Annotated in this window: 19 protein-coding genes, 1 tRNA gene and 1 pseudogene; 15 read left to right on the top strand and 6 right to left on the bottom strand. The window is 48.8% G+C overall.

The window, feature by feature from the left end; genetic code table 11:
- The first annotated feature begins 72 nt into the window (after positions 1-72).
- Together Q8M98_06075 and recO are read left to right on the top strand one after the other, a co-directional pair.
- Complete coding sequence (locus Q8M98_06075; GenBank protein ID MDP3114329.1) at positions 73-1509, top strand: NFACT RNA binding domain-containing protein; 1437 nt, start codon at positions 73-75, stop codon at positions 1507-1509.
- Entirely contained in the window at positions 1506-2264 is a 759-nt protein-coding gene (recO, locus tag Q8M98_06070) for a DNA repair protein RecO (GenBank protein MDP3114328.1), read from the top strand. The genes Q8M98_06075 and recO overlap by 4 nt, the downstream gene beginning before the upstream one ends.
- A gap of 10 nt (positions 2265-2274) precedes the next feature.
- Here recO and Q8M98_06065 read toward each other — a convergent pair.
- Positions 2275-2790, bottom strand: a pseudogene (locus Q8M98_06065) (ferritin family protein).
- 721 nt (positions 2791-3511) lie between these two features.
- Here Q8M98_06065 and Q8M98_06060 point away from each other — a divergent pair.
- From Q8M98_06060 to Q8M98_06025, 8 genes are all read left to right on the top strand, one after another.
- Positions 3512-4258: a hypothetical protein gene (locus Q8M98_06060; protein ID MDP3114327.1), complete on the top strand. Its 747-nt coding sequence runs from the start codon at positions 3512-3514 to the stop codon at positions 4256-4258.
- Positions 4259-4403: 145 nt separating this feature from the next.
- Positions 4404-6173: a peptidylprolyl isomerase gene (locus Q8M98_06055; protein ID MDP3114326.1), complete on the top strand. Its 1770-nt coding sequence runs from the start codon at positions 4404-4406 to the stop codon at positions 6171-6173.
- Between the two features lie 924 nt (positions 6174-7097).
- On the top strand, positions 7098-7370 hold the full coding sequence (locus Q8M98_06050; protein ID MDP3114325.1) for a hypothetical protein: 273 nt from the start codon (positions 7098-7100) through the stop codon (positions 7368-7370).
- A 446-nt stretch (positions 7371-7816) separates the two neighbouring features.
- On the top strand, positions 7817-8875 hold the full coding sequence (locus tag Q8M98_06045) for an L-erythro-3,5-diaminohexanoate dehydrogenase (protein MDP3114324.1): 1059 nt from the start codon (positions 7817-7819) through the stop codon (positions 8873-8875).
- A 13-nt stretch (positions 8876-8888) separates the two neighbouring features.
- Complete coding sequence (gene ablA / locus Q8M98_06040) at positions 8889-10136, top strand: lysine 2,3-aminomutase (GenBank protein MDP3114323.1); 1248 nt, start codon at positions 8889-8891, stop codon at positions 10134-10136.
- A 6-nt stretch (positions 10137-10142) separates the two neighbouring features.
- The gene (locus tag Q8M98_06035; GenBank protein ID MDP3114322.1) at positions 10143-11168 is read left to right on the top strand and encodes a hypothetical protein; all 1026 of its coding nucleotides are present in this window, start codon (positions 10143-10145) and stop codon (positions 11166-11168) included.
- Positions 11165-12049 (top strand): cation diffusion facilitator family transporter, encoded by an 885-nt coding sequence (locus Q8M98_06030; protein MDP3114321.1) that lies wholly within the window; start codon positions 11165-11167, stop codon positions 12047-12049. The genes Q8M98_06035 and Q8M98_06030 overlap by 4 nt, the downstream gene beginning before the upstream one ends.
- Positions 12050-12099: 50 nt before the next feature.
- Entirely contained in the window at positions 12100-13332 is a 1233-nt protein-coding gene (locus Q8M98_06025) for a M23 family metallopeptidase (protein MDP3114320.1), read from the top strand.
- Positions 13333-13833: 501 nt separating this feature from the next.
- Here Q8M98_06025 and Q8M98_06020 read toward each other — a convergent pair.
- A complete protein-coding gene (locus tag Q8M98_06020) occupies positions 13834-14604 on the bottom strand; it encodes an HAD-IA family hydrolase (GenBank protein MDP3114319.1) in 771 nt (256 codons plus the stop codon).
- Between the two features lie 197 nt (positions 14605-14801).
- On the opposite strand from Q8M98_06020, the gene acsA reads away from it, so the two are divergent.
- From acsA to rsmI, 5 genes are all read left to right on the top strand, one after another.
- On the top strand, positions 14802-16505 hold the full coding sequence (gene acsA, locus Q8M98_06015; protein ID MDP3114318.1) for an acetate--CoA ligase: 1704 nt from the start codon (positions 14802-14804) through the stop codon (positions 16503-16505).
- Between the two features lie 26 nt (positions 16506-16531).
- Positions 16532-16780 carry an acyl carrier protein gene (locus Q8M98_06010; GenBank protein ID MDP3114317.1) on the top strand — a complete coding sequence of 83 codons (249 nt, stop codon included), beginning with the start codon at positions 16532-16534 and terminating at the stop codon, positions 16778-16780.
- An 11-nt stretch (positions 16781-16791) separates the two neighbouring features.
- Positions 16792-18039, top strand: coding sequence for a glycine C-acetyltransferase (gene kbl / locus Q8M98_06005; GenBank protein ID MDP3114316.1), 1248 nt, complete (start codon positions 16792-16794; stop codon positions 18037-18039).
- A gap of 179 nt (positions 18040-18218) precedes the next feature.
- Positions 18219-19406 (top strand): glycine C-acetyltransferase, encoded by a 1188-nt coding sequence (locus tag Q8M98_06000; GenBank protein MDP3114315.1) that lies wholly within the window; start codon positions 18219-18221, stop codon positions 19404-19406.
- 25 nt (positions 19407-19431) lie between these two features.
- Positions 19432-20262: a 16S rRNA (cytidine(1402)-2'-O)-methyltransferase gene (gene rsmI, locus Q8M98_05995; protein ID MDP3114314.1), complete on the top strand. Its 831-nt coding sequence runs from the start codon at positions 19432-19434 to the stop codon at positions 20260-20262.
- 32 nt (positions 20263-20294) lie between these two features.
- Here rsmI and Q8M98_05990 read toward each other — a convergent pair.
- The 4 genes from Q8M98_05990 to Q8M98_05975 form a co-directional block, all read right to left on the bottom strand.
- Positions 20295-20382: transfer RNA gene (locus Q8M98_05990), tRNA-Leu, on the bottom strand.
- A 17-nt stretch (positions 20383-20399) separates the two neighbouring features.
- Positions 20400-20738, bottom strand: coding sequence for a preprotein translocase subunit SecG (secG, locus tag Q8M98_05985; protein ID MDP3114313.1), 339 nt, complete (start codon positions 20736-20738; stop codon positions 20400-20402).
- Between the two features lie 44 nt (positions 20739-20782).
- Positions 20783-21715, bottom strand: coding sequence for a DMT family transporter (locus Q8M98_05980; GenBank protein ID MDP3114312.1), 933 nt, complete (start codon positions 21713-21715; stop codon positions 20783-20785).
- 127 nt (positions 21716-21842) lie between these two features.
- The gene (locus Q8M98_05975; GenBank protein MDP3114311.1) at positions 21843-22130 is read right to left on the bottom strand and encodes a hypothetical protein; all 288 of its coding nucleotides are present in this window, start codon (positions 22128-22130) and stop codon (positions 21843-21845) included.
- Positions 22131-22491: the final 361 nt, after the last annotated feature.

Raw genomic sequence — 22491 nt, 5'->3', positions numbered from 1 at the left:
CTCTGCACTATTTTTCATGTTGGCACTAAAAATATAATGCCTTTTGCTGTCAAGGCAAAAAAAAGAAGAAACATGAATTACTCGCTTTTGAAAGCATGGACAAACGAAATCTCCCTGAAGGGAAAAGAGGTCGAGAAGGTGGCTCGCACCACGGACTCCATCGTATTTTACTTCACGGATAAGACGGATCTGCACTTTATCCTCGACGCAAGAGATGCCTTCCTTTTCATGCGCAGCAAATCATCATCCGGCTCTGAAGACGCTATGTGGCAGCAACTTAAACATGCCGTGGTGACCGATCTGCAGATGGCTGAAGATGATCGTATCCTCCGTATCTGCCTTGAACAGCGCGACCTCTATCAACAAAAACACTACTATGTATTGATCGCCGAATTGGGGAAACCACGCGCGAATCTGATCCTGACATCGATTCAAAACCATGCGGAAATTATTCTCGACGCCCTGAATAAATTTAGCTACGCGGACAATCCTCAGCGGCAAATCTTGGCAAAACTTCCTTATCAAGCCCCCAAAACATCATTTATTCCCGCTGATGAACCCATTGTTTTTCCCCTCGTTTTGAAACTTCACGGCTCCCTCGAAACCCTTGGCTTCGACAACGTAAACGACTATTTCGCCGCTTATTACGAACACGTGCTGCTTGCTCAGGACAAGTTTGACACACTTCAACAGCTACAGCGCCGCTGGCAAAAGGAGCTCGGTAAAGCCAAAGCCAAGCTGCGTAAGCAGATGAGCGAGCTCAAGGATGCCGAACAGAGCCAAAAATGGTTTATCTGCGCTGAGACGATCAAGCAAAACCTGCAAACGATCAGCCCCGGACAGCCCCTGCTTTCCGCCACGAACTACTTTGATAACTCCCTGCCCCTCATCGAGATACCTCTCTTCGCGGATAAAAGCCCGCTGGAAAATATGAACCACTTTATCCGCAAATTTAAGAAAGCCAAAAACGGGCTGAAAATTATCACCGAGAACATCCAAAAGACGGATTCCGAGATCAAAAGCATCGAAGACATCCTGGTTAGAATCACCACCGGTGAGTCGGTCGATCTCATTGATGGCAAAGGATCAAGCCTCGCTCAGACGAGCAAGAAATTGAGCATGATCGACAAACTCCTCAGCTTGAAGATCAGCCCGGATTTTGAGATCGTCATCGGCAGAAAAGCCAGCGAAAATGACTTCGTAACCACTCAGCTTGGACGTCCGCATGATTGGTGGTTTCACACCCGCATTTACCACGGCGCACACGTGCTCTTGCGCAATTTTCACAAGAAAGAACCCACCGGTGAGACGATCAGATTGTGTTGCAGCCTCGCCGCATGGTACAGCAAGGCAAAGTTTTCCACAAACGTGCCGGTGGATTATACTCAGATCCGCTTTGTGCGCAAACCGCGAAAGAGCGCCCCAGGCTATGTGACCTATTCCAATCATCACACATATTTTGCCAGCCCGATGGATATTCGCGCCGTGAGAGAGGCACTGAAGCTGTGAAAGGAAAGATAAAAGACCACGGCATCATTGTCAAATTCAGCGAATATAGCGAAAGCAGCCTCATCATCCGCTGTTTGACGTCCAAACATGGTCTGATCTCCATCCTCGCCAAAGGCTTGCGCAAACAACCCCAAAAAAACACGCTTCTCGCCATGGGCGAATATGAGTTCACGCTTTACGCGCCAAGTGATGAGGGATTGTATCTCTTCTGCGAAGCCGCTCTGATCAAGGAACACGGCTTTGAATACGCTCCGGAAATCTGGACAGCCGCGCAATGCGGCACCGAATTGATCGCCGCGATGATCATTCCAGCTTATGAACATGAGATGATCTATGACTATTTGAGGCTCTATCTGGACTATCTTGGCGGCGTCAAAAGCAATGCCATCCTCGTTTTTTGGCGTTTTTTCACGCGGCTGATGCAGATCATCGGAGTGCCGTTTTCCACCTCCAAGTGCATGATCTGCCACGCGGAGGACACCAAAATAATCGCATCCGCTGCCGCAACTGCCGATCTCGTGTGCGCGGATTGCTATTATGAAAGCGCGGATAAAGAGCGTTATCTATTGCTTGCTTCGCAGAGTGCCGGCATCCTGGCTTTGCTCCCCCAAATCGGCAACTACCTGAATCTATTGCATATAGAGCGCGGCACCGTCCGGCAGATCAATGCCATCCTGCTTGTTTACTATCAAGCTCATTTCCACAAAAAGCTCAAACTGAACAGCCTGAGCGTTTTGGAACAGTTTTACGGCTAAAAAAATCAGGTTAAAAGGGCTCGAAACTGTTGATCTGCCAATAGTGTTCCTCGGATTCCTTTTGGATCTTCAAGAGGTCTTCATAGTGTTTCATTTCCCATTTTTCCATGATCTCAAAAAGTGATTTGAGGGTGCCGATATCGGTCTCGATTCCGCTTTTACGATAGTGTTCGATGGCGTCTTTTTCCAAGAGCAGCGCGGTGGAAATGGCGGAAAAGAGATATTGATCCTCACCGATGCGGCGCAGAAAATCTGCCGAAATCTGGGAATTGGCATCGAGCCCGGTTTTCAGATCGCTGCTCAACTCGCTGGGCTGCAAGTCGTTGGATATTTCCTGATAGTATTGCAACAGGTAGTTATAGTGCCGTCTTTCCTCTTCTTTGCGGCTCTGGAAGAAATTCTTCACTTCCGCGTCCGTAGCGTGATCGGCGGCGTTTTGGTATAAGGTGACGCTGTCCATCTCACCTTTCATCGCTTTTTTGATCGAGTTTAGCAAGTGTTCTTTAAGTGCCATGGTTTTCCTCGTTTTGTGATATTTCTGCTGAAAAGATAACCCGTTTTAGCGGCAAGCCATGCCTTTTTTTGGGTTGCTATTAGCGGTTTCTCATCTCTCGCTTTTCTCTCTAATTATGAGTCCCAAAAAATCCATTGTCGATGAAAGTGTTACTCTTGCGCACCAAAATATCCCTGTCTTCCCCCTTAGCATTACGGAATCAATACGGACTCATTACGGACTAAGTCCGTATTGACTCCGTAATGCTAAGGAGAAGCGTAGCGCAGGATGCCGATCCTGCGGAGCTAAACTACTTTTGGCGTTGCAGTTAGATAATCAGCGGTCTTTCGTGTAGCGCAGGATGCCGATTTTGCAAAGAAAAAAGCCTGCAATGAGTTAGTTTTTGGCTTGGAAAAGATATCTTCTGTATTCAGGTTATAAAAGCCCAATAATGACTTAATGCAGACAGGCACTTACGCGATTGGGAAAACTCAGCGTCGTAGAATACGTTTCCGCGCCAGTCTTCGTGCAATCCCTCCCCATTTAGTCATTTCTTGATGCAAAAAGGCAAATCATGTCAATTCTGAAAACGATTGCCAAATGCCATGTTTCGCCTACATTTTCACTCATTTAACCAGCTAACGGATCAGGGTTATTGAAGGAATAGTTGAACAGTCTCATATTTTCCTTGCCAAAAAAAGCATGATTGTTTTGCATGAGACAAACTGGTATTTTTAACAAGGATTGAAGGAAAATGAAACGTCTCTTATGGCTGATTCTCACCCTGCTGGCGCTGGCCGGATGCGTCCAGTACGATGAAGAATTGTGGCTCAACCAAGATGGCTCGGGCAAGGCGAAAATCCGCCTCGTGCACCGCTCTACCTATGAAAACCCTGAAGAAATCATGCGCAAGGCAGCTTTACCGGGGATCAATCTGATCGATTCCATCATTTCGCGGGTGGGTCCGAACGTCATCTACACCGTCACCTTCAAATTTGCCAATATTGAAGCCTTCAACAACGTCAACGATCAGCTTTCAAACGCCGATTTCTGGGGCAAGATCACTCTCAATCGCGAACCAGGCGGCAAGGTAAATTTCAAAAGGCGCATTGCTCTCGGCAGCCAAGAAGAAGAAGATGATTTTGAGACGCTCTTTTCCCAGATGCAGACCGAGCATCCAGTCTGGAATTACAAGCTTCATCTTCCCTGGAAAATCGTCAGCTCAAATGCCGCTGAAGACAAGATAGACCGGGGAAAACGCGTCATATCCTGGAGCTATGACACCGCGCAGATGTGGAACAAGCACGAATATATGATCGTTGAGATGGAAAAAGGTTATCCTTGGACGATCATCATCATCGTGATGTCCGTATTGATCTTTCTGGGGTTCTTTGCCTTTTGGATGATCCGCATCGCGCGCAGATCCCACCTTCTTGAACGCCTGATACATCATCAGGAAAGCGTCAAACCTACCGAAACGTCCTCGGAAAAGCAAGAATAATCTGTATAGGCGGAAGGGTGGAAAGGCGGAAAGGTGAGGCTGCGCCTATCGAAAGCTACGTTGTGGGGGTCGGACGTTTCGTTTGATCCAATTTCACCACTCTACCCTCCTGGGTAGATGATAAAATTATGACTTGGAGTATAATATGAAAAGATTTTTACTGATACTACTGGCGCTGGGAGCATTGCTCTATGCCCAAAAGCCGGATTCCAAGGTGGTCGTGGGCAAGATCGCGGACAAGACCTATACCTATGGCGACTATGACAATATCTTGAAAAACTATTTGGATTACCATGCCAAAGGAAAAAAGCTCTCTGCAGAAGAGAAAGCGAAGCTCAACGAACAATGCTGGGAAGAGCTGATCGGCAGATATATCTATGACGCTGCGATCAAAGCCGGCAAGATCAAATTGAGCGAAACTGAACTCATGAGCGAAGCCAAAAAGAACCCTCCGGCAGGCATCAAACAAATCAAAGACCTAACTACCAACGGCAATTTTGACCAGAAGAAATATGAAAGCGCCCTCACCGACAATGCTGAATTCCGCAAAAACGTGATCGCCGCCGTGCGCGAGACCTATCAATACACCAAACTCTTAAACACCCTCCGCGCGGAGGTGAACGTCGTCTCGGACAGCATCAAAGCCGATTGGTTGAAACAAAGCGACACCATCGATGCCCAGATCATTTTCTTTGATTACAACAAACTCACCTATATCAATGCCAGTGAAGCGGACGCACAGCAATTCTACAGCGAACGCCGGGAAGATTATCGCCGGGAAAACGGCAGACGTTTTTTCTATGTGCATTTTCCCAAAGCGCCTTCCGCTGCGGATTCTCTCAGCGCAAAGCAAAAAGTGGACGAGATAATAAGCAAGCTCAGGGATCAAGCCGATTTTGGCTCCATGGCGCAGCAGTGGTCTCAGGATCCCGGTTCAAGCCAAAATGGGGGAGAGCTGGGTTTCTTCCGGCGCGGTCAAATGGTACCGGAATTTGAACATGCAGCTTTTTCCACTCCCGACGGAGAAATTGCGGAACCGGTGTTGACCCGTTTTGGCTGGCACATCATCCAAACTCTTGAACGCAGAAGTGGCGAACAAGGTGAGGAAGTTTCCGCAAGGCATATCCTCCTCCGCATTGAAGCGGGTGAAAAGACCCTGCAAAAGCTCAAGCTCGACAGCTCTGAACTATATACCAATGCGAGGGAAACAGGTCTCGATCGCGCTGCGAAACACCTGAATCTGCAATTGCGGCAAACGCCGGTTTTCTTTTCCACGGATGGGTTTATCCGCGATATCGGCAACGAACCGAAACTGGTAAGCTATGCCTTTTCAAATCCCGTTGGCAGCCTCGCGGACGTTCATTATGCCGCCAATGGAGACGTCTATATCCTTGAAGTTTCGGCAGAATTGCCGGAGTATTATCTGCCCTTTGAAGAAGAAAAAGCAGCCATCACCAATCGCGCCACCACCACCAAACGCATGTACACCATGAATAACTACATCGAAGATTTCATGCGCAGCAACAGCCCCAATACCTATCTGCAAGCCGCTCAGCGCGATACGATCATGGTGGTGGAAGTGTCATCACTCAAGCGGGACGACAATATCACCTCCATCGGTAAGGTGCCGGCTCTGAACGAAGCTTTGTTTATCCTCGAAAGCGGAGGATTCACTTCTCTGATCGAAGACAACCGTCGCTGGTTCATTGGACATGTGCTGAAAAGAAACAAGCCCGATCTGAAGCTCTGGGAAAAGCAAAAGAACGAGATCATCTCCAAAGCCCGCAAGGAAAAACAGCAGAAACACCTGAACGACTGGTATTTCGCCGAACGCAAGAAACTGAGCATCATCGACAACCGGGCTGATTTCTATGATCTCAGCGCAGCGCGGAAAGTGCAGCAGATTAAGTTGTAGAGATCTTTAAAAGTGTATTCTGTGGTGGTGCGTGGGATATTGGCAGAGCCTGCGCCGGCAGCGCGTATCTGATCAGAATGATCTCCGGGATAGATAGCCTCCACCCGCAAGGCATTGCTAAAGAAAGGCATCAGCATGATAGAGACCGAACGCAAAGATGTCTAATCAGATTGGCAGGTTGTTTGGTTCAGCCTGCTGTAAACTGACACCCAAAGTTGCATGCTATGACACAAGTGTAAGGTGATGATAATGCTTTGATTGGTGGAGAGATAGATAGGACTGGCTTTGGAAATGTCCAAGCGCGTGTTTGGACTTTTTTGGACTGTTTTATGAGACATGTTTGCTGCAAATTTGGACGGTATTTGGACAGAGCTTATAAGAGTAATTGAATAAAAGGGGAAAGATAAGCTGAGGGATTGGCTGGATAGCACATATCACAAGATTACGGTTTACCTGGATTTCCCTCCGGCACACTGGACAACGATCAAGTTTACGAATTCGCTGAGCGATTGAGTAAAGAAATTAGACGCAGGGAGCGGCGCATTAGGATTTTCTTCAATGAAAATAGTCATATTAGACTGATAGTAGCCTCCATGCAGGGATACTCAGAGGACTGGACAAGCTCTAAGCTCTACCTGACGGAGCCCACAGAAAAAATTGCTGAAAACAGGATAAGATAAGTGACAGGGACTCGCTCACGCGCGACGGGCTGAAGCCCAGCTCCGCAAGCTCCGCAGGGTTTCAGCCCGTCGCAATAAGCTAGATTTATTTTTTTGATTAAAAAAAGATGTTGACAAGAAAGTAGCCTTGGTTTTATTGTTGAACAGGATGATTATTATCGCTACAATAACCAAAAGGTATAGAGTGTGTAAAGTGAAAAGTTGCTCCGCCTTGGCGCTCAGGTCTTCAATTAAATGAGAAACAATGAGTTGGAATTTACACCAACATTTGGGACTCAACTCTCCTATTTGGGAGTATCCCAATGGGAATGAAACTGTAAGACAGATTGGACAAAACGACAATATACTTGTGGGTGACTTTTCCCCAAATCCAGGGCTTGAGATTCTGTTCACTCATGATAAGCTGACTTTGCTTGATTCTAACGGTTGTGTTATCAAAGAAAGCGACATACTTCCATATGAGCAAAACACGTATCAGGAATATGTCCTGGCATTTGACAACTCAGACATCAAATGACTAAAAGAAAAGCCCGGGTTGCCTCGGGCTTTTCTTTTAGATCACACTTACATTGTTTTGATCTATCATTACCTGAAGGTTGATGGTCAGGGACAAAATCGTCATCATGCGGCAATAATGGATAGAGTCGCTGAGGGTCCTTGCCCTTGTGGTCTTTGAGGTATTTGTGCAAAACTTGATAGCCACCAATATGATAGTTCCACAGCTCTGGCGTAATGCCCTCAAAGTATTTATGCTCAGCAAGTCCCTGCCAATAGTGAGATGATTATATTGCAGTTTCCGTTGTCACTTTATTGGATTGGATATCTGCCAATCATAGCTTTCCGGCACCAAGTTCCATATTCAGACTTCAAAATCATTGACAATATTGTGCATCAGAAAATCGTGGAAAGCTGTGTAACTATCACTATAAATGCAATAAAAATAAAGAACATGGAGGTTTTCGCATGAAAACTGGAGGATGCCGTTACGGAACGCACCGCGTGATCGAACCCCAAGGCGTGCTGCCGCAGCCCGCGCGTGTATTAAATAATGATATGTCCGAGATTTGGGACAACGAACTATTGATCGACGTAATCCGTCTGAATGTGGATTCCGCTTCCTTTCATCAGATCAAAAACAAGCTGATCGGACAAGGGCACGAAGACATTGAAAATGCTTTTGCAGAACATGCTATCGACCTCACCAACCGCACCGGTAAACACAAAAACGAGGACACCGGCTCGGGCGGAATGCTGATCGGAAAAGTAGCCGCCATCGGTGACAAATTTGAAATGAAAGACGAGATCAAGATCGGCGACAAGATCGCCAGCCTCGTTTCCCTTTCACTCACTCCCCTCAAGATCGATTCCGTCAAGCGCGTCCTTTTGGACAAGGATCAAGTCGAGATCTCCGGCAAGGCGATTCTTTTCTCCAGCGGCATCTATGCCAAGCTGCCGGATGATATGGACGAGAATCTGGCACTCTCAGTGCTTGACGTAGCCGGAGCTCCTGCTCAAGTGGAACGTCTTGTGCGCCCGGGAGATACGGTCGTGATCATCGGTGCCAACGGCAAGAGCGGAATCCTTTGCAATGCGGTCGCCAGAGAGCGTGCCGGAGTTGCCGGAAAGGTCATCGGTGTGGTTCGCAATGAGAGCTACATCCCCACCTGCCTTGAAACCGGCTGCCACGAAGTAATCATCGCCAGCGCAACGGACGCCATCACCATTCAGCACGAAGTTTCCAAACGTACCAACGGCAGAATGGCGGACGTCGTCATCAACGTCGTCAACATCGAAGACACCGAGCTTCCCACCATCATGGCATGCAAAGATCGCGGCATCGTCTATTATTTCTCCATGGCGACCTCATTCACCAAAGCCGCCCTTGGTGCCGAAGGCATTGGAGCTGACGTGGATATGATTCTCGGCAACGGCTATGCCCATCACCATGCCGCAGTTTCCATCGATCTTTTGCGCCGCAACCCCGTATTGATGCGTCTTTTCAAGGAAAGATACACAGATTGAAAAGGATAATATCATGAGCGAGATTATTGCAATTCGCAGCATCGCAACCGATGAGCAGTGGCATGATTGGCACTGGCAGCTCAAACATCGGATCACGGATTTTGCCACGCTGAAAAAGTATATCAATCTGCTCCCAGAAGAGGAAGCGGTAGCCCAATCCAACGCTTTTTCCTTCCGCATGGCGATCACTCCACATTATCTATCGCTGATTGATCAATCCAATCCATTGGATCCGATCCGCATGCAAGCGATTCCCCGCATTGCCGAAGGCGACATTACTCTTTCGGATATGGCGGATCCTTTGCACGAGGACGCGGACGCTCCGGTGCCGGGAATGACGCATCGCTATCCGGATCGAGTGCTGCTTTTGGTCACCGACCAGTGCGCCATGTATTGCAGGCATTGCACCAGACGCAGAAAAGCAGGGGAACACGATGCTCCCATGCCGCGCGAAAACGTGGAAAAAGCGCTTGAATATATCCGCAATCACAAGGAAATCCGGGATGTCATCCTCAGCGGCGGAGATCCACTCACTCTGGGAGACCAGCGTTTGGACGAGATTTTGGAAAAGCTGAGCCTGATCGAGCATGTGGACATCGTTCGCATCGGTTCACGCCTGCCGGTGGTATTACCTCAGCGGATCACTGAAAGCCTGCTGGCGGTCTTGAGAAAGTATAAATTCGTCTGGTTGAACACGCATTTCAACCATCCTCAGGAAATGACTCCTGATTCTGCCACGGCACTTGCAAAGCTTGCTGAAATCGGTGTCGTGATGGGCAACCAATCCGTGTTGCTGAAAGGCATCAACGACAACGTCGATGTGATGAAACAGCTCGTGCATTCTCTCGTTCGCAACCGCGTCCGCCCATATTACATCTATCAATGCGATCTTTCGGAAGGGATAGCCCATTTCCGCACTCCGGTTTCCAAAGGCATCGAGATCATCGAATCCCTGCGCGGTCACACCTCCGGCTTGTGTGTTCCCACTTTTGTGGTGGACGCTCCCGGCGGCGGCGGCAAGATTCCCGTGATGCCAAATTATCTGATCTCCCAGATGCCTGGAAGGATAATTCTGCGCAACTATGAAGGATTCATCACGGCATACACTGAGCCCGGTTTCGAAATGATCAAAGATTCCGATTACAAAAACCTCTGTCCGGAAGAGCGAAAATCAGTCGAAGGCGTGATGGCTCTGCTGCGTGGAAAGAAAGTATCGATCGGTCCGGCGGACACAAAACGCAATAACCGCCGCGAAAAATAGGTGTTTATGCCCTTTGAATGGATATCCGATGATGGCATCTGCGTGATCGCTATTGTCGGTATCTGTAAAAATGCCGGCAAGACCACTCTCCTCAATCATATTCTGGCTAATAATCCGGAAATCTCCTTCGGAGTTCTCAGCACAGGCATCGATGGCGAGGAAAGCGACCGGGTTTTTAACATTCCAAAACCCCGCGTCAGGCTTCAGTCCGGCAGCATATTCTGTTGCGATACAAACACCTTAAATGCTCATGGCAGCGACGTCCGTATCTTGGAAAGGCTCGCCTTCGGAAACGAACTTCGCCCCCTTTGGCTGGCACAATGCAGACAAAGCCTCACGACAGAGATCACGGGTCCCGCCAGCGGTTCGGAGCAGATCAAAGCAGTGCAAAGACTTCGCCATCACGGTGCCCGAAAGGTGCTCATCGACGGCTCACTGGATCGTAAGGCGATCGGTCAGTCGGAGGTTCTGGACGCCCTCATACTCATCGCCGGAGCCAGTTTTGGTTCAGAGGAAAGCATTATCACCGAGTTAAAGCGGCTTTTGCTGCTAAACTCCATCCCCATAAACGATTGCATCCTCGAAAAGAGTCAGCTCTTCCGCAAATTGTCTTTCACTGCCCACCTTCTTCTCTGCTGCGGGAAAAAGTGGTTTAGCACCGGCTTCGACAGCCTGATCGGCAATGAGGTTGATCTGGAAAAACTAACTGAAAAGCACCCGAACATCAGTGGTTTATTCATTCCCGGAGCGATCACGGAAACTTCCCTCCCCAAGCTGAAACCTATCCTCGACCGTATGGGTGCAAGCATCCTGCTGCGCCATCCCGAGTGCCTGAAACTATCTCTACCAAGCTTGGAAGCATTCTTGCATAACTATCGTCCCAAGGTGCTGATACCCTATAAAATCAAGACGATCGCGGTCAATGCCAATGGCATCGGCATGGATCCCAAGGATGCTGAAGCTTTCCGTATGCGTCTCAGAGAAAGCTTTCCGGATAATGACTTGATCGACATAATGGAGCTGGAGATTTGAAGGACAGAGACACACAGACCAATATGACCGTGAACCTCGGCATGGTGACGAACTTCGTCCTGGCGGTGCTTAAGACGACGGTCGGTATCCTTGGCCGCAGCCATGCCTTGTTGGCAGATGGCATAAACTCCACCTCGGATGTAATCTATTACGTTGCAGTAAAGATATTTATGCATCATGCGAGAAAACCGGCGGACGCGGAACATCCCTACGGACACCGTCAGTTGGAAACGATCTCCGCCATCGTGGTCGGAGCCTTCATCCTCACCACCGGCATCGCCATCTTCTGGGAATCGATCAACAAGGTCTATGATCTTGTCGCTTCTTCCGAAAAAGGGCACGCCGCCGCAAGCCTGGCACTATACATCGCCGGCGGCACATTGATCACGAAGATCATCCTCTATACTTACACCAAACGGTCTTTTGCAGCCACCCGCAATCCTACTCTTAAAGCATTGGCAAACGATCATTTCAACGACATCATGGCTTCCATCGCGGTGATCACGGGTCTCATATTCGGACGCATGGGATACTATTGGATGGATCCTGCCGCCGGAGCAGTCGTCGCCATTTATATCATCAAAACCGGGGTCGAGATCGTCATGGAATCCTCAAGAGAGCTTATGGACAGCGTTCCGGATGACGATTTTCACAAGGAAGTCCGCCGCATCGTGCTCGATGTTCCGGGAGTGATCCGTATTGACGATCTTGGCATACACCGTTTCGGCCCATATTATACCGTAAACATGTCCATTGGCGTGAGCGGAAACATTAGCGTCGAAGCCGGACATGAAATCTCCCACGCGGTGGAAGAGATACTCTTAGAAAACTACAGCAGTGGCTTGCGCAACGTGCACATCCACTATCACCCGGCGGAATGACCATTATTTTCAACACCTGATTCCGGATTTTGCCGGAACATGGAGACAATATGCAAGATCATGGAAAACATATACTTCTGGGTTTGATCGTTGTTTTGCTGCTTACCTTCAGCTTGATGAGCATCATCGCTCCGGGCAAGGCAAAAGCGCATCGGCAAACCGATTTCGAAAAAGCCCCGCCGGATCCTTGGATCACAGAGATCATCCCTGCCGGCGGCAGCATTTTTTCCGTTCTGGAAAAGAACGAAGTTCCGCCTTGGAACATTGCCCTCGTCTCATACCGGTTTGGAGAATACATTGACGTGACCACTATCCAACCCGGCGACACCCTCAAAATCTTGCTTTCCGAGACCGACAACAAGATTCAAAAAATGGTCTTTATCCAGGAAGAAACCACCCGCCACCTCTTCAGCGTGCAAAACGACTCGCTATTCTACATCCTTGAATCCCTGCCGGTGGAAATCCGCACCCGCATCATCAACGGAAATCTCTCCGGCACATTGGATTCCTCACTGCTGGCAGAGGGTCTCAACCCGATGCAAAAACAACAGATCAACAACGGTCTCGAAGCCAAGATCAATTTCCGCCGCGACGCACGAGAAGGCGATACCTACAAGCTCTTGGTGGAAGAACGGATCTTCAAGGGGAAAAGCATGAAAGGTGGAAAAATACTCTTTGCTTCCTATAGCGGCACCCGCACCGGCACGCATGAACTCTTTCGTTTCGAGGACGACAGCGAAAAATCCGTTCTCACCGGTCTCTACGACAGCGATGGTAAGAGTAACATCATTAGCGGTGTCGGTTTTCCTCTCTCATCGATCCACGTTGTCTCCCAATTTGGCAGAAGGATCGATCCCGTCTATGGACGTTGGGCGCAGCACCAGGGAGTGGATTATCGAGCCCGCTATGGCACACCGATTTTTTCAGTTGCCAATGGCACAGTGATCGAAGCCCGCTACAATGGAGGCTGGGGAAACCATGTCCGGATCAAACACTCCAGCGGCATGATTTCCCAATACGCACATCTCAGCTCAATGAGCGTGAAAAGCGGACAAACCGTTAAACGCGGTCAGATCATAGGAAGGGTTGGCAGCACCGGGAAATCCACCGGCCCGCATCTGCATTTCGGACTGATGAAAGGAAACAGTTTCGTCAATCCCAACCAACTCAAGATGGTCGGCGCCGAAAAACTCAACGCTGCCCAAATGGCGGAATTTACAAGGCAGAAAGAAACAATCCGGCAGAAGATCAGGAATTTGGAAGCTCCGCAACTACCTGCATAAATCCATACTGCGGTTTCAGTCTTGGCTTTAACGCACATTAAGCTCTTTATCATCAGCGGGATACGTCAAAACTTGGCGGGGCTTATGTTATGCCAAAACGGAAGGCTGAATCAGGGAGAGGGTATGCGTAATTTCATTCAGCGATATTATTGTTAACAATAACAATATTGACAGTTCCGCACCACCGCATCACCGCAGCATCGGCATTGGCACTACACAGCTTCCACTACACAGCTTCCGCAGCATCGGCATGCTGCGCTACCTGTTTGGGAAGCTGCTCTCCGCCTTGGCTGCGTTAATCAAGCCTTAATCAAGCGTTAATCAAGCGTAATAAAACTAACGCTTGATTAACGCTTGATTAAGGCTTGATTAACACTTTGGATGTAGCGCGGCATGCCGATGCTGCGGTGGAATTTCCTGATTTTGGTTGACAGCATAGCATCGGTTTGCAACCGGAATGGGATTGATGACATGAGCCAAGTAAGATAATAAGTAAGGGAGTTAATGCATGGCAAAAAGATCAGTTGCGCAAATTATTGTCTGAAATGTGCGTGTGAACGAGGGTTGGGATTTGGGGAGCAGAGAGTCATTTTTGAGCACTAAATCCACAATCTCTTCGGCTCTGTTGACGAGGAAGTCCGGATCAAAGGAGCAGAGGTGCTCCGCGGTATGAAAACCCCAGGAGACCGAGATGATTCTGATGCCGCATTTTTGGGCGGCAACAATGTCCCGGCTTTCGTCTCCGACATAGATGACGCGGCTGCGGTCGAGCTTGTGCTTTCTGATCTGGTGTTTGATCTTGGTATGCTTTTTAAGGATGCCGCCGGTTCCTTCCACCCAGTCGAAACTCTGGATATCGTGTTTATCCAAAAAGAGATGCACGTTTTCAATGCTGTTTGAACTGAGCAGCGCCATGGGAATCCCTGCAGCCTGGAGCTTGTTCAGCATGGGAATGATTCCGGCGCAGGGCTCGAGATCGTTGATGATTTTGCGATACTCCCTCAGAGCTACGGGAATGGCTCGCGCGAGCTTGTAGAAAGGAATTCCCAGGTGTTTGAACGCCTTGGGGATAGACATGCTGCGGATGATGCTAAAGTCCTGCTGACTGATCGGATTGATCCCATATTTTGGTGCCAACTGATTGAACAACTCATACATCGGATGGACGGAATCCGCGATCGTGCCATCAAAATCAAAGAGCAGAAAGGGTTTCTGCCCGAACACATCTTTCCGGCTTTGTTTATCTGCCAAACTGAACATATCTGCTTTCATCGAAACTCCATCCATGCTATGGAGTGAATAATATACTTACATCTAATCTGTCAAGAGAAAATACTTGTCGTGGCAGTTCATCCCTTATTTTCTTCCGTCCAAAGATTATTGTTGACAATTCACTGGAGATTGAGTTTCCTGTTCAAAAGTTAGATATTATTCAGAGACTATTAGTTACTAAAATTAGAGAGGTTGCTATGCACAACATTGGTTCCTATGATGAGAGAATCAAGAACTTTTCCTGGAGCTTGGCTGAGCGGGAGCTCGAATATCAGGCGGGAGATGTGATCAACATTGGTTGGTACTGCTCAGACCGGATCTGCAACAAGGGCATGGGCGAAAAACTGGCATTGATTTGGGAAGGGTTAGGCGGCAAGGAAAAACGCTATACCTTCAATGATGTACGCCAGTTGAGCAACGTGTTCGGCGTTTTTTTACGCAAGATCGGGATCGAGCCCGAGCAACGTGTTTGCCTGTTTTTGGATCGGATTCCGGAGCTATATATCGGCTTCCTGGGCATCCTCAAAACCGGTGCCATCGCCCAACCGCTTTTTTCCGCCTTCGGTGACGAATCCCTCGCTGTGAGACTGGAAAATGCCGAAACCACGGCGATCATCACTCAGAAAAAGCATTTGGGCAAAGTCCGCAAGATATTGGACAAACTTCCCCACCTCAAACACATCATTATTGTCGATGACAACGGCAAATCTCCCTTGCAGGATCGAGAGATTGCCTTCAAAATGGATGAGGCGGACCGCGTGGACGAATTTCAGGTCTATCCCACCCTGGCGGAAAGCCCCTCCGTGCTGCATTACACCTCCGGAACCACCGGCATGCCCAAAGGCGTGAAGCATGTGCACTATTCCCTAATTTCGCAGTATCTCACCACCAAGTGGGTGCTCGATCTTCAGGAAAATGACATTTATTGGTGCACTGCCGATCCTGGTTGGGTCACCGGCACTTCCTACGGAATCATTGGTGCTTGGGCGATGGGCGCTACTCTGTGCGTGAACGACATCGGTTTCTCCGCCGACGCCTGGTACAGATTTATCGAAAAACACCGCATTTCAGTGTGGTATTCCGCCCCCACGGCGATCCGATCCCTGATGAAAGCTGGAGACGAAGTCATCACCAAATACGATCTGAGCTGCCTTAGACACCTTGCCAGCGTAGGCGAACCGCTCAATTCCGAAGCCGTGATCTGGTCTGAAAAGGTCTTTGGACTCAAATTTCACGATAGTTATTGGCAGACCGAAACCGGCTCGATCATGATCACCAACTTTCCGGGCATGAAGATCAAACCCGGCTCGATGGGCAAAACCTTCCCCGGGATCACCGGCACCGTTGTGGATGCCGAATCTTATGAAGAGATCAAGGAAACCGGCAAGATTGGATTGATCGGTTTCAGACCGGACTGGCCCGCCATGATGAGAATGTATTGGAACAATGAAACCACTTACCGCGCAAAGTTCTGCAAAGGCTGGTATATTCCCGGCGACAGAGCATACATCGATCTGGATGGATACTACTGGTTTGTGGGACGCGACGACGATATCATCAATACCGGCGGACATCTGGTCAGCCCCTTTGAAGTGGAATCCGCCCTATTGGAACATCCTGCAGTAGCCGAATCCGCAGTGGTCGCAAAGCCGGACTTTATCAATATGGAAGTGGTGAAAGCCTTCATCTGCCTCAAACCGGGATACACTGCCAGCGATGAACTCGATCTGGAAATCATGAACTTCATCCGCAAAAAACTCTCCCCTCTGGCGATGCCGCAGGAAATGGAGTTTGTGGCAAGCCTGCCCAAAACCCGCAGCGGCAAGATCATGCGCCGTCTGCTCAAAGCTCAGGAAGCCGGTGAAGACTTGGGCGATATCTCATCCCTCGAAGACGATTGATAATAAACCCCAAAGGAGATAAACAAATGGACGAAATTCGCAAAGTAGTACTGGAATACGTGATCCAGGAATACATGGAAGATCAGGATGACGAGATCACATACGATACGGCTCTGATTTCCGGAGGCTATGTCGATTCCTTCTCGATGGTTTCCCTGAAACGCTTTCTGGAAACCAAATACAAGATCAGCTTGCCCGATGATAGAGCAACTCCGGAAGCTTTCGACACCGTCGATAAGATTACCGTATTGGTGCAGGAATTCCTGAATAAATAGGGGGGGGGATAATGGCGTATAGCGACAAAGTACGTACCTCTTATCAGGGGCAGATCAAGGCCCTGCAGGACGCGGGGATTTTCAAGATCGAACGCTACATCCATTCCGTGCAGGATGCAGTGATCGAAGTTGAATTCCCTCCCGGAGCTCCGCTAAAAAAAGTCATCAATATCTGTGCCAACAACTATCTGGGATTGTCCAGCCATCCGGAAGTGGTGGAAGCCGCACACGAAGGCTTGAGAGAACGTGGCTACGGCATGTCCTCAGTACGTTTCATTTGCGGTACGCAGGATATTCACAAAGAGCTGGAACGCAAGGTCACCGAATTCCTTGGCACCGAAGATACCATCCTCTTTCCTTCCTGCATGGATGCCAATGCCGGTGTCTTTGAAGCCATCCTGAACGAAGAGGATGTGATGATCTCAGACCGCCTCGTGCACGCTTCACTGATCGACGGAATCCGGCTCTGCAAAGCCATGACGGATTCATTCAAGCACTCGGATATGAAACATCTGGAAGATAAACTCATCCTCCACAGCGATAAGCGGCACAAACTTGTGATCACGGATGGAGTCTATTCCATGGATGGCGACACTGCCAAGCTGGATGAGATGGTCGCGCTGTGCGAAAAGTATGACGCCATGCTGCTGGTGGATGAATCGCACGCTTCCGGTTTCATTGGCAAGACCGGACGTGGAACTCATGAAAAGTGCGGCGTGATGGGCAAGATCGACATCATCACCACCACCTTCGGCAAAGGACTTGGCGGCGCCTCCGGTGGATGCGTCTCCGGAAGAATAGAATTGGTCGAACTCTGCCGTCAAAAAGCACGCCCCTATCTGTTCTCAAACACCATCGCACCCCCAGTGGTGGCAGGAGTGATCAAGGTTTTGGACATTCTTTCCAAAACCACCGAACGCAGGGACAAGCTGGAAAGAAACTCGGATTGGTGGCGCAAGAATCTGCTCGAAGCGGGATTTATCCTGCAAAAGGGAGACACTCCCATCGTGCCGGTGATGCTCTTCAACGCCAAGCTCTCCCAGGATTTCGCCCTCGATCTCTTTGAGGAAGGAGTCTATGCCATCGGTTTCTTCTTCCCTGTGGTTCCACAAGGAAAAGCCAGAATCCGCACCCAGATCTCCGCAGCTCACGATATGCACCATCTGGAAAAAGCCCTCGCGGCTTTCATCAAGGTGGGCAGGAAGTATGACATTCTGGGCAAAACCAAGAACGAAATCATCACGATGTACGGTAACTGAAACAGAGAAATTCTGATAACGATAACGCGTCTCTTCTCTACACGGAAGAGACGCTTTTTTTACCGCTCAGGATACCATTGAGCCACGATTGAAGAATCATACGAGCCCTTTTTCTATTGACAGAATCATCGTTTATCAAAACGTGAGGGAAAAAATACTACTATTGCAAGAGGTTTTAAATGTCAAAACGTTTCAATAGCGAAATCAGAAAACAGCTTGATGCCATTCTGGGAGCAGGCACATACAAAACTGAACGAGTGCTGGGCTCGCAACAAAGCGCCGAGGTCAGTATGGCTGACGGACGCGACGTTCTTATTTTTTGTTCCAATAACTATCTTGGCTTGGCAAATCATCCGAGCGTGATCAAGGAAGCCCAAAAAGCGTTGGATGAATGGGGCTTTGGACTCGCATCCGTGCGTTTTATCTGCGGCACTCAGGAGATCCATAAAAAACTCGAAGCCAAGGTTTCCAAATTTCTCGGCATGGAAGATACAATCCTCTATTCTTCTTGCTTTGATGCCAATGGCGGAGTCTTTGAACCGCTGCTGGGTGAAGACAGTGCTATCATCTCCGACGCCCTCAATCACGCCTCCATCATCGACGGCGTTCGTCTCTGCAAAGCTCAGAGATACCGTTATGCCCATTCCAATATGGAAGAACTGGAGCAAAATCTTCAAGATGCGAAATCGGCAAAGTTTCGGCTCATCGTGACGGACGGAGTCTTTTCCATGGATGGTGATATTGCCAGGCTTCCGGAGATCTGCGATCTGGCGGAAAAGTATGATGCCATCGTGATGGTGGATGATTCTCATGCGACCGGATATATCGGTGCCACAGGCAGGGGCACGATCGAACATTGTAATGTGCAGGGACGGGTGGACATCATCTCCACAACGTTTGGCAAGGCGCTTGGGGGTTCATCCGGTGGATGCATTTCCGGCAGCCGGGAAGTGATCGACTATCTGCGCCAGCGTTCGCGTCCATATCTTTTTTCCAATACGATCGCGCCTCCCATCGTCGCGGCAGTGATCAAGATTTTGGACATGCTCACGGAGAGCACCAATTTCCGCAATCATCTGATGACCAATGCTAATTATTTCCGCAAAGGCATGGTGGAAGCTGGTTTTGATATCATTTTCGGCGACACGGCAATCGTCCCGGTGATGATCTACAACGAAGCTTTGGCAGTTCAGATGGCGGACAAGCTGCTCAAGGAAGGAGTTTACGTGATCGGTTTCACTTTCCCGGTGGTGCCCGTGGGACAAGCACGCATCAGGGTTCAAATCTCCGCAGCTCATTCACTTTATCATTTGGACAGGGCGATTCAGTCTTTTGTCAAAATCGGATCCGAGCTCAAGATCATCTAAACCAGATTCTCTGAAAGAGGAAAAGATGAAAAGCGGGAAACTATATCTTGTGCCCACTCCCATCGGCAATCTGGGAGATATGACCCTGCGGGGATTGGAGACGCTCAAATCCGCAACCCTGATCGCCGCTGAGGATACCCGCTCCGCCCGAAGGTTGCTGAAGCACTTTCAGATCCCTTGTCCCGCGCTGATCAGCTATCACAAATTCAGTGAAAAACGCCGTATCCCGGAGATTATGGCAATTCTCGAACAGGGGAAAGATGTGGCGATCATCTCCGATGCCGGCAGTCCGGGAATATCCGATCCAGCGGAAATCATCGTCAAAGCCGCTATTGACGAGGGTGTGGAAGTAATCGCTCTACCGGGGGCAACGGCATTCGTGCCTGCGCTCACAGCAAGTGGTTTGCCATGCAGCAGTTTTTTGTTTCTGGGATTCCTGCCGCAAAAACCAAAGGATCGTAAGCAGATCATGCAGAGAATTGTCGTCTCGCCGGATACCGTTATTCTTTATGAAGCGCCTCACCGCGTCAAAAAGACCCTCATGGAGCTCTATAAACACCTTGGCAAGCGGCAAATCGTGATCGCCCGTGAACTTAGCAAAATCTATGAAGAATACATAAGAACCGATTTGGGAAGCCTACTTGAAGACTATCAGGTGATGGAGAAAGGCGAGTTTGTGATCCTGATCGAGCCTTGTTTAAAAGAGACTGTTCCTGATCCCGGACAATTGCGGTATCTGGTGAAAGATATGCTCAGATCGGGCAAACAAGCATCAGCGATCCTGGAAGAATTAAGCAGCGAATATCCACGCAACCAAGTATATCAGATCATCCTCTCTTTCAAAAAGCCAAAGTAAAAAAACGCGACCAGTGAAGGTCGCGTTATATTTGGTACAGAAGGCGGGACTCGAACCCGCACACCCGTTAAAGGCACAAGATCCTTAGTCTTGCGTGTCTGCCAATTCCACCACTTCTGCTTACTTGAAAAAACTGTTTAAGGAGTGCTATTAAAAGGAACCGGTTGTTCGGTGCCGGCTGGAGCTGTTCCTGCTGCGGCATCAAGCTTCTTCTGGCGTTCCTGTATCTTGTCCATATTGGTTCCGCGAGCATCGCGCACCAGAAATGCCAACAACAGACATGAGGCTACAAAAACCAAAGCCAGAATCTGAGTCCATTTTTTGAGGAACTTTGAAGCTCCACTGCCGCCAAAGACGTTCATCGCCGCGCCGCCGAGATTGGCATCCAAGCCGCCTTTGGATGTTTGCGCCAAAATAATCAGCACCAGCGCGATGCAGATGATGGCATGAATGATCAAAGCAATTGTGTATAACATTATCTCTATCCTTAAATTCCTTATTCGAATCACGTGTTCGGTTACTAAGTTTTTACAGTCCCTTTTTTGTCAATCAAAAAAACTTTTCCGCCCCGTCGCAGAATACTGAGCAGCATCGCCGTCAGAAGGAGAAAAGCGCCAAGCAGCGTGGATAGACCGATCTTTTCGGACAATAACAGCCATCCGCCAAAGAGGGCAATGAGCCCTTCCGAACAAAGTATGATCGCAGCCGTGGTAGGCTGCACCCGCTTTTGGGCAAATATCTGCAGCGTGTAGGCAATCCCAACGGACATGATTCCTCCATAAAAAATTGGCAGGGAAGCGCTTATGATGTTGCTTACGAGCAGATTCACTTCCATAGAGGAACCCATTTTAATAAGATGATGAGCACCGGCAAAGCCGAAACTCAAAATCGCGCACACGCTGAATTGGAGCATTGCCAAGTCAATGGCGGAGTGCAGCTTGGAAAGCTTGTCCACCATTTGCACATGGATCGCGAAAAAGACGGCACTGACGAGCACCCAAGCGTTTCCAATAGACATGTTCAGATCGGCTCCAAGATTGATTACATACAAGCCCGCCACCGCCAAAACCACGCTTCCAATCACACTTAAGCGCAGTTTTTGCGCTCTGAACAACCCGATCAAAGGAACAAATAACACATAAAGCCCCGTGATGAATCCCGCATTTCCGGCACTGGTCCAGACGATTCCAAACTGCTGCAAAGAGGCAGCGATAAAGAGGATCAAACCCAATAGCAGCATTGGTTTGCCGCTTGACACCCCTTCATGGACTCCTTTTCCCTTTTTTAAGATCAATTTCAGCAGGTACAAAAAACCGGTTCCCAAGGCAAAGCGCAAAGCGTTGAAAGTAAAGGGATCCAGGGTTTCCATGCCCTTGCGTTGCGCCACAAAGGCAAACCCCCAAATCGCGGCGGTGAGGATCAGGACAAAGTTTGAAATAGGTGTACCGCTCAATCCAAAGCTAACTATGCCATATACTTACAGTTCCAATATGATATATAAAATCACACACTGGTTTCATAGTGGTGCCGGACATCCCCGTCTGACGCATCCGCAAGCTCAATAGCTGTGATTCTTTTGCTCACTTCTTCTTTCTGCTCCTGTTCAAAGATAATCCGCCGAAGCCGGAGATAATGGCAATATAAAAGCCAAAATCATAAGTCCAGCCGGAGTTATTGACCTCATAGATGCCGACTTGCGGCACAAAGAGTTTCCAAATCAGTGAAATAGGCGCGATCCATCCGTGCCAGATACCCCACAGGAATCCGGCAGGTTTTTCCTTGTTGTGATCGTTCATGCCGGGCGCGCAGGCGCTCACAAACAGCAATACAATCACCAGCGCGACGATGATCAGAAACGTACTTTTCATTGCGATATCCTCTCTTGATGATGATTGTGCCATGTGATGCGGAATCGATATTCGTGTCAAGAACTTTGTGAGTAGGATATTTTACGAACGATCGGAGATTGTTCAAATCTCCCGATGTACTACACACTGCATTTTCCGATCCATTCCCCGATCCGCAGCATCGGCATGCTGCGCTACATCCCCCTTAGCATTACGGAGTCAATACGGACTTAGTCCGTAATCTGGAGTTTGGGCATTTTCTATAGCTGCTGAAGAAATAGCTTGACATACATACCCGCATAAATAGTATGGTTTCCAAACTAACTTAAGGAGTATGCCATGAAAGACAATGATATCAAGCAAGCAATCTTAGAGGTTGAGG

The sequence above is a fragment of the Candidatus Cloacimonadaceae bacterium genome (assembly GCA_030693415.1).
Classification (GTDB): Bacteria; Cloacimonadota; Cloacimonadia; order Cloacimonadales; family Cloacimonadaceae; genus JAUYAR01.
This window is presented reverse-complemented; position numbering and strand designations above follow the sequence as displayed.

Coding starts and splice junctions, on each gene's coding strand:
- Q8M98_06075 (MDP3114329.1), top strand. CDS start 73: ATGAATTACTCGCTTTTGAAAGCATGGACAAACGAAATCTCCCTGAAG.
- Q8M98_06060 (MDP3114327.1), top strand. CDS start 3,512: ATGAAACGTCTCTTATGGCTGATTCTCACCCTGCTGGCGCTGGCCGGA.
- Q8M98_06055 (MDP3114326.1), top strand. CDS start 4,404: ATGAAAAGATTTTTACTGATACTACTGGCGCTGGGAGCATTGCTCTAT.
- Q8M98_06050 (MDP3114325.1), top strand. CDS start 7,098: ATGAGTTGGAATTTACACCAACATTTGGGACTCAACTCTCCTATTTGG.
- Q8M98_06045 (MDP3114324.1), top strand. CDS start 7,817: ATGAAAACTGGAGGATGCCGTTACGGAACGCACCGCGTGATCGAACCC.
- ablA (MDP3114323.1), top strand. CDS start 8,889: ATGAGCGAGATTATTGCAATTCGCAGCATCGCAACCGATGAGCAGTGG.
- Q8M98_06035 (MDP3114322.1), top strand. CDS start 10,143: ATGCCCTTTGAATGGATATCCGATGATGGCATCTGCGTGATCGCTATT.
- Q8M98_06025 (MDP3114320.1), top strand. CDS start 12,100: ATGCAAGATCATGGAAAACATATACTTCTGGGTTTGATCGTTGTTTTG.
- Q8M98_06020 (MDP3114319.1), bottom strand. CDS start 14,604: ATGAAAGCAGATATGTTCAGTTTGGCAGATAAACAAAGCCGGAAAGAT.
- acsA (MDP3114318.1), top strand. CDS start 14,802: ATGCACAACATTGGTTCCTATGATGAGAGAATCAAGAACTTTTCCTGG.
- Q8M98_06010 (MDP3114317.1), top strand. CDS start 16,532: ATGGACGAAATTCGCAAAGTAGTACTGGAATACGTGATCCAGGAATAC.
- kbl (MDP3114316.1), top strand. CDS start 16,792: ATGGCGTATAGCGACAAAGTACGTACCTCTTATCAGGGGCAGATCAAG.
- Q8M98_06000 (MDP3114315.1), top strand. CDS start 18,219: ATGTCAAAACGTTTCAATAGCGAAATCAGAAAACAGCTTGATGCCATT.
- rsmI (MDP3114314.1), top strand. CDS start 19,432: ATGAAAAGCGGGAAACTATATCTTGTGCCCACTCCCATCGGCAATCTG.
- secG (MDP3114313.1), bottom strand. CDS start 20,738: ATGTTATACACAATTGCTTTGATCATTCATGCCATCATCTGCATCGCG.
- Q8M98_05975 (MDP3114311.1), bottom strand. CDS start 22,130: ATGAAAAGTACGTTTCTGATCATCGTCGCGCTGGTGATTGTATTGCTG.